The sequence below is a fragment of the Vagococcus allomyrinae genome (assembly GCF_017829975.1).
Lineage (GTDB): Bacteria > Bacillota > Bacilli > Lactobacillales > Vagococcaceae > Vagococcus_D > Vagococcus_D allomyrinae.
Window position 1 is genome coordinate 32365 of record NZ_JAEEGA010000004.1, and the last position, 12388, is coordinate 44752.

Annotated in this window: 10 protein-coding genes; 2 read left to right on the plus strand and 8 right to left on the minus strand. The window is 40.9% G+C overall.

Translation table 11 applies throughout. The annotated features are described in order from the left end of the window. Positions 1-177: 177 nt before the first annotated feature. The gene (locus I6N95_RS07195; RefSeq protein WP_209526179.1) at positions 178-1023 is read left to right on the plus strand and encodes an alpha/beta hydrolase; all 846 of its coding nucleotides are present in this window, start codon (positions 178-180) and stop codon (positions 1021-1023) included. 39 nt (positions 1024-1062) lie between these two features. Here I6N95_RS07195 and arcC read toward each other — a convergent pair whose 3' ends face one another. The 8 genes from arcC to allC all read right to left on the minus strand — a co-directional run bounded on the left by arcC (position 1063) and on the right by allC (position 10736). Beyond that, positions 1063-1986 carry a carbamate kinase gene (arcC, locus tag I6N95_RS07200; protein WP_209526181.1) on the minus strand — a complete coding sequence of 308 codons (924 nt, stop codon included), beginning with the start codon at positions 1984-1986 and terminating at the stop codon, positions 1063-1065. Between the two features lie 18 nt (positions 1987-2004). Then, positions 2005-2808: an oxamate carbamoyltransferase subunit AllH family protein gene (locus I6N95_RS07205; RefSeq protein ID WP_209526184.1), complete on the minus strand. Its 804-nt coding sequence runs from the start codon at positions 2806-2808 to the stop codon at positions 2005-2007. Positions 2809-3036: 228 nt separating this feature from the next. After that, positions 3037-4299, minus strand: coding sequence for a YlbE family protein (locus I6N95_RS07210; RefSeq protein WP_209526186.1), 1263 nt, complete (start codon positions 4297-4299; stop codon positions 3037-3039). A gap of 1 nt (position 4300) precedes the next feature. Beyond that, the gene (fdrA, locus tag I6N95_RS07215; protein WP_209526197.1) at positions 4301-6058 is read right to left on the minus strand and encodes an acyl-CoA synthetase FdrA; all 1758 of its coding nucleotides are present in this window, start codon (positions 6056-6058) and stop codon (positions 4301-4303) included. 41 nt (positions 6059-6099) lie between these two features. Further along, the gene (gene allD / locus I6N95_RS07220; protein ID WP_209526199.1) at positions 6100-7170 is read right to left on the minus strand and encodes an ureidoglycolate dehydrogenase; all 1071 of its coding nucleotides are present in this window, start codon (positions 7168-7170) and stop codon (positions 6100-6102) included. Between the two features lie 258 nt (positions 7171-7428). Continuing rightward, positions 7429-8214: a (S)-ureidoglycine aminohydrolase gene (gene allE / locus I6N95_RS07225; protein ID WP_209526202.1), complete on the minus strand. Its 786-nt coding sequence runs from the start codon at positions 8212-8214 to the stop codon at positions 7429-7431. Positions 8215-8240: 26 nt separating this feature from the next. After that, positions 8241-9485, minus strand: coding sequence for an MFS transporter (locus tag I6N95_RS07230; RefSeq protein WP_209526204.1), 1245 nt, complete (start codon positions 9483-9485; stop codon positions 8241-8243). Between the two features lie 18 nt (positions 9486-9503). Continuing rightward, on the minus strand, positions 9504-10736 hold the full coding sequence (gene allC / locus I6N95_RS07235) for an allantoate deiminase (RefSeq protein ID WP_209526206.1): 1233 nt from the start codon (positions 10734-10736) through the stop codon (positions 9504-9506). A gap of 376 nt (positions 10737-11112) precedes the next feature. Here allC and I6N95_RS07240 point away from each other — a divergent pair, with 376 nt between their 5' ends. Beyond that, entirely contained in the window at positions 11113-12330 is a 1218-nt protein-coding gene (locus tag I6N95_RS07240) for a dicarboxylate/amino acid:cation symporter (protein ID WP_209526208.1), read from the plus strand. Positions 12331-12388: the final 58 nt, after the last annotated feature.

The window sequence follows — 12388 nt, forward strand, 5'->3', positions numbered from 1 at the left end:
TGCCGTCACTATTAGTTTAAACAATCTGTAAAGAAAATAGCGACTCTCCTCTTTCGTACAATTGCCCCTGCTTTTTTATCTATTATGACCAATGAAAAGCAAGTCTTTTAGGAGTATTATCAAGTTATCAGTGGATGTAACTTGATAACACTATCAAATCGACAAGGAGTTTGACATATGAAAGAAATCTATCAATATTCTCACCATCAAGATTTGCCGCTTATGGCCAGTTTTTATCCTGCCGAAAATCGAAAAGAAGGACTGACTTTAATTTATTTTCACGGAGGCGGATTAATTTACGGAAATCGTGATGATCTTCCAACTGCTTATATCGAGTTGCTAAATAACCATGGCTATCACTTGTTAACAGTTGATTACCCGTTGATTCCAGAAGTGACAATTGCCGAGATAACTGCTTGTTTGAGCGCAGCTATTGACTGGTTTAAATTAGAACACAACCAACTGTTAGGTTTAGGTTCTGCAAATTTTTGTTTGTTTGGCCGCTCGGCCGGTGCTTACCTCAGTCTGTTACTGGCTCATCAGCATAATAATTCTCAGCTAAAAGGGATTGTCAGTTTTTATGGCTACGATAGACTGGATTACCCTGCTTTTAACCAAGCCAGTTCCTACTATAAAAAATACCCGGCTGTTCCATTTATGACGGTTTATCAACTGACTCAAGGAGCGCCTAAAAGCCAGGCTAGTATTAATGAACGTTTTCCAATCTACTTATCTTATCGCCAAACTGGTCAATGGGTTAAGCAATTATTAGGAAAGAACCCGCAGCCAGATTTTAGTTTAACCAGTAAGTCTCTTCAAGAGTTGCCACCAACTTTTTTAGCGGCTAGCCGTGACGATCAGGATGTTCCTTTTGATATTTCGCTAAAAATGGCGCAACAAATCCCTGAAAATTACCTGTATCAAGTAAAAGAGTTGCCTCACGATTTTGATGCTGATAGTCGGAATCCTGCCGCTCAAGAAGCCTATCGACAGCTAATTAACTGGTTAAATCGATTAAAATAAGGTTAAAAAAAGACTGGAATTTCCAGTCTTTTTTGTCTTTTATCCAACAACACGTGTTCCAGCCTTGCCAGCCAGTGCATCAACTGCATCTGTTAACGCACAGATAATCGCAGTTTTCCCTAAACTAGCAAACTCGATACACGCCTGCATTTTAGGTCCCATGCTACCATCTGAAAAATGGCCTTCAGCATAATATTGTTGGGCTTTTTCCAAAGATAACGCAGTCAGTTTCTCTTGATTCGATTTGCCATAATTAATGTAAACGTTTGGTACATCTGTTAATATCATCAAGACATCCGCTTCTACGTCAATAGACAAGCGCAATGCCGATGAATCTTTATCGATAACTGCCGCCACCCCACGGAACTGCTCCTCTTCCTTAACGACAGGGATTCCCCCGCCGCCTGTGGAAATTACGACAATATCATTGGCTAATAGTGTTTTGATTGTATCCACTTCCACAATCGCCTTGGGTTTTGGTGACGGTACTAAACGGCGATATCCACGACCAGCATCTTCACCCATTGTCCAACCTTTAGATGTTGCTAAAGCTAAACTTTCTTCCTCGCTATAGAATGTCCCAATTGGTTTCGTTGGTGTCTTAAAAGCTGGATCTTGCCCGTCAACTTCCGTCATGGTTAGGACTGTTGCAATGTTTTTTTCTGGCAGACGATTTTTTAGAGACTGTTGCATCATATACCCAATAAACCCTTGAGATTCTGCACTACAAACTGGTAAAGGCTGCTGTGGCACCTCAGCTTGAGCAAGTTCATTTTGACGTAAAATCTGACCGACTTGAGGGCCGTTACCGTGAACAATTACTAATTCGTGACCATCTTTAAGAATTGCAGCGATGCTATCGCTGCTTGTGTCGATATTTGCTTTTTGATTATCATAAGTGCCTTCTTGTCCTGGTTGTAAAATGGCATTGCCACCTAATGCTAAAACGACTCGTTGTTTCATTTTTATTTCTCCTTATCTCTATACAGTCTTAGGTTGAATATGTTGCAATCCGTAATATATACCAACAAGCGTATCTGAACCTGAGGTACTACCTGAGTTGGCTAATGCCAAAACAGCTGTTTCAATAGCCTGTTTTGAACTAGCGAAACTTTTGATTACCTCAATTACTAAGGAACTAAAATGGCCCCGAGAAGCGCTTGCTAAATAACTTTCTGATACGTCAGTGGTTCGTTTGTCACTTAATGTCTGTTCCAATTTTGAACGGAAATCCTTAGGCAGGAAAGGCTGAATCGTATCAATTGCTAACAGACCAATGGTAAAGTCATCGCCAGCAGGTGTTAATCCTAAGCCACGTCCTATGTAATAAGCCAGATATTGGTCACTCGTATGGCTCTGCAGATTGGCAGTTCCAAAAATTAAATCCGTGAATAATGGGCTGAAATCATACCCCGTTTTTTTTAAGTATTCATTTAAAATCTGATTTGCCACTGTCATTTCTTGTGATTTTCTTAGTTGTATGTCAGGCAACCGATTAGGATAAGATGAAGACTGGACCAGATCAAGCTTCAAATCTCCTAATAAAAGTCCTGTTGCTGTTTTTTTTACCTTATTTGGCCAGTCCGGCTGGTGATTAATTATCTGAAACTCATTTTTCGAGAGATGAATACCAAAGGGGACACAGCCTTTTTGATCATCACCGATGAACAATAATTGATTAGCTACCCTAAGATTAACACCATGAGTAAACTGACTGTGACAAGTAATTTCACTTGAATTGACAAGTAGTTCGTCAACCAAGTCGCCTTTCCATTTAATGTTCAATTGTGTTCACCTCTCTTGTCAAATCAATATCTAGCTTGTTATCCTAGATGCTACGTAAGACCCCGTTCATCTTTTCTTATTATAAGCTCTTTAATCTTGAATGACATTTGTCTTCGAAGACAAATAGCAAACGTTTTCTTATCCTGATTAGATAAATCAGCTTAATATAATAGAAAGAGAACCATCGAAACGAGGCAAGATGGCTTCTCTTTCTAGGATTTGGAATAATTATAAGGTCATTCCTAATTTTTCGGCATAAGCAGTAATGGCCTTTTCAAAACAAGCCAAAGGAGGACGGACAGTCCCTGCTCCAATTTGCCCAATTCCCGCCTTTTTGTGGGCAATCCCTGTGTTGATAACAGGCGTAATGCCTGATTCCACTACTAAGCGAGCGTCGATTCCTAAACAAATTCCTTTGAAATCCCAAGTTGGCACTGGAAAGTTATTGTTGTGACTAATACAAATTTCAGCCATCTCATTGCTGGTGTTCAACGCATCGTAAAAGCCTCCTGAACCAACAAAACGAGTCACCGCTGGTGCCGCGATCATGGCCATTCCGCCTACACCAAAGGTTTCTGTGATGGCGCTGTCGCCGATATCGGTGTTGGCATCTTCTCCGCTATAGCCTGAGAAGTACAACCCTTGTGGCGTGTTAACTGGACCTGTAAACCACTGATCTCCCATACCGCTGATCCGAATGCCAAAGTCTTTCCCATTCCGACACATGGCTGTGACCACAGTGCCCTCTTCAATCAAGCGAGCCCCGTCCATGACAGCTTTAGCGGCAGCCATCATGATGTTTAAGAAAAATTGATCGGTATCCGCTAAGAATTGGGATACTTCTTGTTTTTCTTTTTCAGCAATCGGCAAACTGGTAATAATCGGACCAACTTCTTTGTAAAAGGCTAAGGAAGCGGCGATATTTCGTTGATGAAACTCATCCCCCATAGCGATTGCTTTTGCCACTAGAACGTTGACATTAAGGCCCTCTTCCATGGTTTGAATGGCTTGGCTTAAGACTGGTCCTAAAGTGTCTCGCATCCAGCGTAAGCGGGTGATCACTTCATCTGAGTAAGCACCAAAACGCAAGACTGCTCCAATTCCTTCGTTCATCGTACAATAAGCCCGATTGCCATCGGTTTTATTTTCAACGACTAACAATGGCATATTGGCTGAGGTAATGCCCCCCATGGGGCCCACGGCATCATAGTGATGACAAGGGGCAAAGGCGACTTGTCCGGAAGCCAATAAGTGACGGGCTTCGGCTTCATCTGTTGCCCATTCTTCAAATAAGACGGCTCCGACACAAGAGCCTTGCATCGGATCGGTCATTTCCTCCCACGTCATGGGTGGCCCAGCGTGTAATAAGAGGTAACTGTCCAAAGCAGGAATCAGCGCCTTGGCTGGTTGAACATCCATTAAAAAGGGTGCACTTTGTGTGATTTTATCAATAACGGCTTGGTTAGCCTCATCAATTGTTTGGTAAGTCATATTAATTCTCCCCCTTTGAAGCAAATTGGAAATTGTTTAAGAAATACAGCGTCTTCTGCAAGGCAACATCGCCACCTGCCGAAGGGCGCCAATCAAAGTGAGCCACTTCCCCACCATTGTCAGTAATCGACTCTGTAAAGCTTTGTAAGCCGATGTTGATGACTTTTGGTTTAATTCCTAATAAGGTTGTTACTTTTTCAGAAGCACGAGGTAAATGTGTCAGAGGACTGCTTATTTTTTCCGTAATGTTTTTCTCTGCAAAAGTTAACGAGTGACCAGTTGCAGCAAGTGCTGTGCGGATCATTTGCACATTGTTCTGACAGACCACTACGCCTGCTTCTTCTAAGATTTCAATTTGTGACTCGTACCCTTGTTTATCAGCATCTGTGCCGACGATCACACCGACAAAGATAACATGTCTGTTTTGCTCTTGTAATTTTGTTTTGACTGCTTGGATTGGTTTTGCTAGTGCCGTCGCCATGTCATCATGAGCACCGTATCCGAGGACTACATCCAACATCACAACACCAATTTCCGGTTGTTCGAGAACTTTATTAAGCTCTGTTACTCGCACATCTGGATCAATCATTGGATGAGGACGACCATTAGTGTAGACATCATCTCCTAAATCCATAATTTCGTGAGGGCCATTTTGCATAATAAATCCTTCAGCATGAGATGTTTCTGGTAGTTTTAAGGCATCTTGTAATAAAAATGCGGCTTCATAAGCTAGCGTGCCTCCTGAATATAACCCTTTTATTCCATCTGCTGTTCCTCTTCCAACTTCTTTAGCCGCTGCTGGCGTATATTCAACTGTCTGATTAAGGCTGATTTTAGTTGCTAACTGAGCAGCTTCTTCCAATGTATAAGCGTGATAAAGATTTTCTTCATGAGACCTTGGGTTCGATCCTAAGAATAACGTTACAACGGGTTTAGACAGTTTACGAAGGACATCTAATACCATTGTGGCAACTTCTTTTGCTGGCGGTTTTGAGATCACCACAATCACATCGGTATCTGCCGATTCGTTTAAGGCGATAATACTGTCAATCATTGAGACCGCCCCAACTTCCGTTGACAAGTCGCGTCCACCAGTTCCGATGGCATTTGTCACGCCTTGCCCATAACGATGAATCAATGTGGTAACTTCTTGGATACCTGTGCCTGAAGCTCCGACAACACCGATTGTCCCCGGGCGAATATTATTTGTAAAAGCCAATGGCAGACTGTGAATAACGCCTGTTCCACAATCAGGTCCCATAACTAGCAATCCTTTATCGTGAGCTTTTTGTTTTAAACGTGCTTCATCTTCAATTGCCACATTATCACTAAAAACAAATGCATGCAAATTGTGATCCAAAGCCTTCTCGATTTCCAAAGCGGCATAAACGCCTGGAATAGAAATCAAAGCGACATTGGCATCAGGCAAAGCTTTTAGTGCTTTATCCCAAGTGTTGATGGTTTCCTTGATGTCCCCAGTGCTTTCCTTCTGACTGTTCAATTCTGAATCAATCAAGTCCAGAATTTCTTGAGTATCCTCTTGAGACATAACTTCTAGCATCACCAACATATCATTAGCTGTTGCAGCCCCCATTTCCGGTGTGTCAAAACCACCAGACACTAAAATATCTTTGTTGGCAGGGGTTCCCATCATGATGGATACCCGTTTTACACTAGCCAATTGACTTAATTTACTTGTTAACAACATCAAGACAACAGAGTCTTGATAACTATTTTTCATAATAATTGTCTGTAACATTTTCCCACTCCTTTTACTTTGTCGGCTTCTCTTTATGTTGGTTATTCTTTTTCTGCAAAAGTATCAGAATGATCGTATTTATCAAAATGAATCGTCTCACTTATTAAATAATCGTAAATTTCTCTGACGATTGGGATTCCCTTTATGTCGCTTTCGGCTTGAATTTTTTCAGCTAACTCCCCAGGATAAAGAACCTGATCAAACCCTTTAGTAGGTTGATTTTCGTGTAGTTCAGCAATCATTGTTGAAAGATTTTCCTTAAATTGTCTTAAATCAGTAAAATAAGCCGGATTTATGACAATATGCAAATGACCTAAATTCCGTCCCTTTGACAAATCAGAGTACATGGAACTAACATGTTTCCCAAAAGGCAAGCCGAGTAAGCTTCCAGATAAAATATCCACCATCATCATTAAGCCATATCCTTTAGGTCCAGCAATTGGAAGTAAGCCCTGCACTTTGTAAGGATCTGTCGTGGGTTGCCCTTGAACATCAACTGCCCAATTATTGGGGATTTCCAAATGTTTACTGCGAGCATCAAGGATTTTCCCCCATGCTTGGACAGTTGTTGCCATATCAAAAATAATAGGCCGCTCTCCTTGGGTTGGAGCACTAAAGGCAATGGGATTAGTTCCAAAATAAGGCTCGGTTCCACCAAAAGGGACTGCCATAGGATCTGATTGGCAAACTGTCAAACAAATTAGATCCGATTGAGCTGCAATATCTGCATAATAAGACAACATGCCGCTATGCCCCATTTTAGAAATTCCAACAATACCGACCCCTGTATCTTGTGCCAGTTTTATGGCATGAAAAAGCCCTTCTTTTGCTGCCACATGCCCAGAACCATTGTCTCCGTGAAAAATACCGGTGCTGGGCCCAGTTTGCTCGAACTTAAATGCTGGTTTAAGTGTTAACCCACCTTTAGCAATCCGCTCAGCGTAATACTCAACACGAACGGCTCCATGAGAATGGATGCCACGAGCATCGGCGTAACGTAAATGCCGACCAACTTCCTCAGCATGTTCTTGAGACATGCCTGCTGCTTGCAATTTGTGACTGACTAATGATTCTAATTCTGTCGCTTCTAAATAAATTAATTCTTCCGACATGACAATCCTCCTAAGAAACGTTTCACGGCCTAAAGTGGCTGAAACTTGTTCGAAATTCGCGCTAAGCTAGCCGGTACATGACTGGCACTAGCACTGAAAAGCTTTTCGAGGACTGTTTCTCTCGAAAAGCTCTTTTATTGTGACATAGACAAGTATAAAAGCTTCTCTATGCCGTAGTTTAGATCTAGCAACACAAGATGACGTCTCATGACGCTTTCCTGGCTGGCAATAAGCACCTTATTATTGTCGGTTAGATGTTTACAATTCCACGTCGCGGTTACAGTCTTTCGAATATAAGTAACTCAAAGGTGCGTTACGTCCAACTGAATAACAAGCTTGTAAATTATAGGCCCCCATAAAGATGTAATCACCTTTTTTCACTGGGACCCAGTTATTATCGAGATTGTACATACCTTCGCCGCTTAATAACAATGCACCGTGTTCCTGATAATGAGTCTCGATGTACCCATGAGAACCTCCGGTATCGAAAGCCAGAATATGGAAATTCATATCAAAATTTAAATCTGTTGGCAATAGATTTTTGAAATTGACGTCTGTCATACCTTCGTAAGCTTCACCTTCAACCTCATTGGAGTTACCAGAAACAACATAAGGCTCATACCCTTCTGCAGGTTGATATTTTTTCTTGTAAAGGAACGTTTCAGTTGCGACAGATGAGTGATTAACAAACCTTAGCTTTTCAGTCGGTGGGCAATAAACATACCCTCCTGCTGCCAAACTAAAGGTCTCCTGACCAACGGATACTGTCAATTCACCAGTCATCACATAAATAAATGTTTCAATGCCATTTCCACCAAATCCTTGGTCATTTTTTCCGCCTGGTAACACGTTACACACGTAATCCACGAATGTTGCGCCTAATTTTGGTGTGGCTAATATTGTCATTTCGCAATTATCAAAGCCCGGAAGAACATTCTTAACTAGCCCATTTGGTGGGATAATCGCAAAGTTTCCTCGTTCAATTACCGCCCGTGATGCTAATAAATCTGTTGGATACCCCATCTCATTTGTCTTATAACCCATGTCAATACGCCTCTTTCGTTTACATTTTAAGCATTTGCTTTTTTTCTATTTGTTATGACAAACAACACTGTTGCTACAACTAAAATCACTGCTGAAATATAAAAGCCCATAATTTTCGAGCCAGTATTATCAGAAATTAACCCAGTTAAGGCTGGTGCAATGACCGATGAACTCATACCGAAGAAATTAAACACGCCAAAGGTGGTCCCATAACTTTCTTTTGACGCACTGTCGGCAATATAAGAAATAATAATTGGTTCTACAGCCAATTTGCCTAATAACCCATATAAGATTAAGGCAACCAATAAAATACCTGAACTCGGTGCTAAAACGGTTAACAATAACATTAAAGCTGCTGCTATTTCTAAAACAAAGATAAAACTGATTTTTTTGTCGCGATTTTTATCTGACAAGCGACTGAAGAACAATGCGCCAGGAATAGCTGAAAAGGCCACTAATGCTGACGAAAAACCAATTGCCAATCCTTGGAATCCTCGTTCTTCTTGCAAGAAGGAGGGTAACCATGTTACGACCATGTAATAACCATAACAGGTACCAAAATATAACAAGTAAGCTGTTATCATTTTCAAGCTGAACAACTGTTTCATATTGGTCTTGCCTTGTGGTTGCGTATCTTCTACAGTCTCTTTGGTAGCAGAAACAGGAGCAACGCGGCCTGGTTTAATAACGATCGCAAACACTGCTACCATCGCAAGGATTGCCACTACACAGATATACATCATCGTTTGCCAAGGCATTCCAAACTGTTTAACAATCAAACTTGAACCGATTAAACCAAATCCCATACCTACTGCTGATCCGCTGTTAATGATGGCAGTTGAAAGACCGCGACGCTCAGCAGGAATACTTTCTGATGAAAGTGAGTATGCGGCCCCGTAATAAGAGCCACAACCAATTCCTGCTAACACACTACCGATATAGATACTTGTAATGGACGTTGCTGTTGAAATAAAGAAGGCCGCCACAGCGAATAACAGAAATCCCGGAATAAGAACGGTTTTCTTTCCTAATTTATCGACTAAAATCCCAGCAGGAATTTGCATACCCGTATAACCAAAGAAATAACAACTTGAAATTAGACCCATTTGAGCATTTGAGTACTTCCCAATTGTCGCTTGAATTTCTGGGAAAAGGGGTGTTAGTGCTGAACGGTAAATCCAAATCGTCACCCAACCTAAACACAACATAATGATTACTTTTTGCCAATACTGTAAGCCTTTTTCCTGGGGGCTTGTGCTAACATTTTCCATTTATTTCTCCCTCGCTCTCTAATCTTCGTACGCTAATTTATGAATTGATGCAATTAAAGCCTTCAAACCTTCGACTAAATCTTCTGTTTTAGTTGCTTCGGCTGGGTTGTGACTAATGCCACCAATGCTTGGAACAAAGAGCATGGCCGTTGGAACATTGACGGCAAAAATTTGCGAATCATGACCAGCACCACTGTGCATCACTTGGAAATTTAAGCCAGCTTCGGTACAAGCTGTCTCTAAAACATTCACGATCTCTTGAGACATGGGGGTCGGCGCTTCATTCATCCAATTGTCAATCTCGATTTTAATTCCCATTTTGTTAGCCGTTGCTTTCATGTCTGCTTCAATTTCTTTAGTGAAAGCTGCAAGCTCTGTTGCATCAGTGTGACGGCAATCCATTGTAAACACTGTATGGCCAGGCACAACATTGACAGTGTTAGGTTGGACTTCCACATGACCAAAAGTCAATACCAACGGATCTCCATGATGATGTGCTTTGTCAATAGCTTCATTAATCATCTTGCTCATGGCATAAACCGTATCTTTGCGGTATCCCATCGGCGTAGTTCCAGCATGATTTGATTCGCCTTCTAAGGTAATGTTATAGCGTTTTTGCCCAACAATACTGTTGACAACCCCCACTTGTTTGCCAGTTTTTTCCAAAACAGAGCCTTGTTCAATATGAATTTCCACAAAAGCTTTAATGTCTTTACGCAGTCCCTCGTTTTCGTCTTTAAAATCAAAGCCAGCATCACGCATTGCATCAACAAATTTAATGCCTGCCGCGTCAGCAGCTTCAAGTACATCCGCTTTATCTGCAATTCCCCAGATGTTTTTACTGCCCCAGAAAGCGTAAGGGAAACGACTGCCCTCTTCTTCGGCCATGGAAATAACTTCCATGCTACGCAATGGTTGTCCGTATTTTTCCGTTAAATATTTAACTGCTAAATAAGAAGCTAAAATGCCAAATTGACCGTCTAGAGCCCCACCATTAACAACTGTATCTACATGAGATCCCGTCATAATCGTTTCCATTGGGTAATGACTGCCTTCGATTCTGCCAAATAAATTACCTACAGCATCAAAGGAAGTTGTTAGCCCAATGGCTTCAAACTTTGCTTTTAAGCCATTTTGAGCTATTTGCCAGTTTTCATCATATAGCAGGCGTGTTGTGCCACCAGTTGGATCAGCGCCAATTCCTGATAGCCATGCTACATGTTCTTCAACTACTGCGCTTAAATCGTTCATTCATTCCACTCCTCTTTTAATAGGTCGCTTGTTCCTTATCTTTAACATCTAAAGTGTAAGCCTTTTACAAAAGGTTAGCATTAGCTAATAACACTAAAAAAGGAAACCTTCTTTAGCTATTATGCCCAAACCCGCTTTCACATAGTAATTTCGACAAACTCTTACGGCCCTGTAGCCTCAAAAAAAAATGTGTACTTTTTTGAAAAAAATTTAACAAACTTATTTTTTATTTGTTTGTTTTGAACAATCATTGAGAATCACTTTGGCATTTTCATTTATATCATAGAGAAAACGCTTCATGGTATGATAACGACAGATCTATATGTTGCTTTTATTTTTCATTAAGCCCATATTAGAGAGAAAGGAGCACGGTAAGATGAAATTATGGAAACAGCTCGGAACAACTAATCAAATCATGATCATGTTAGTTGTTGGTGTTGTAGTCGGTCTCTCGGTTGGTGAAGCTGTCGCCCCTATTAAAATGGTAGGTGATGTCTTTCTAAGATTAATTCAGATGTCCGTCGTTTTATTGGTTATGGGGGCGGTAGTTGAGGCAGTCGGCAGCTTATCACCTAAAGATTTAGGCAAACTTGGGGTAAAAAGCCTGGCTTGGTTTATGTTCTCAACCGTAATTGCGGCCGCAGTCGGTATTATTTTTTCATTACTTCTCAATCCAGGGAAAGGGCTAACACTTGATACTCAAACAAGTAACGCTATTTCCGTCCCAGATACAACTATTAATGACCTGGTTGTCGATTTTTTTCCAACCAATGTAATCAAATCGATGGCCGAAGGCAACATGATTCAAGTGATAATCTTTGCCATACTTTTTGGTATTGCCTTGAGTTTTATTCAAAAAGAACAAGGAAACTCGAAATTATTAGACCTTCTAAAAGAGTTTAACAAAATAATCATTCAAATGGTAACATTTATTATGGTGTTAGCTCCTTTTGGTGTTTTTGCCTTGATCACCTGGGTTACAGGCACTATCGGTGTTAAAGTTATTTTACCTTTGGGGAAATTTCTTTTAACATTTGGACTAGCCACTGTTTTTTTTCTCGTTATCTGGTTTATCTTTGTCGGTTTATACGTCAAGGTTTCCCCTTTGCTTATTTTCAAACGAATGAAACGCATTTTGATTGTGGCCTTTACCACAACCAGTTCTGCAATCGCTTTGCCAGTGGAAATGGAAGATGCTGAATTAAAACTAGGGATTTCTAAAAGAATCTCGAAATTAGTATTGCCTTTGGGGTTAGCACTCAACAGCAATGGCTTGGCGACTTTTTTAGCCGTAGCCTGTATCACTTTAAGTCAAGTTTACGGTCTACCAATCAACTTATCGACAATTATTAGCATTGTCCTTTTATCAACTTTAGCAACCTTAGGTACAGTCGTGGTTCCTGGAGGAGGATTAGTCGCCTTAGCTATTGTTGTTCCCAGTATGGGGATTCCAGTTGAAGGGATTGCCCTTTTAGCAGGAATTGATTGGTTTTCTGGTATGTTTAGAACGCTGTCAAATGTGGCAGGAGACACCACTATTGCATTGATGATCGCAAAAGATGAAAATGAAATTGATCGCAACATCCTATCTTAATTCCCTTAACATCGAGGTAGATATAAAAAGGAATAGCCAAGCTTAAGAGTCATTCTCT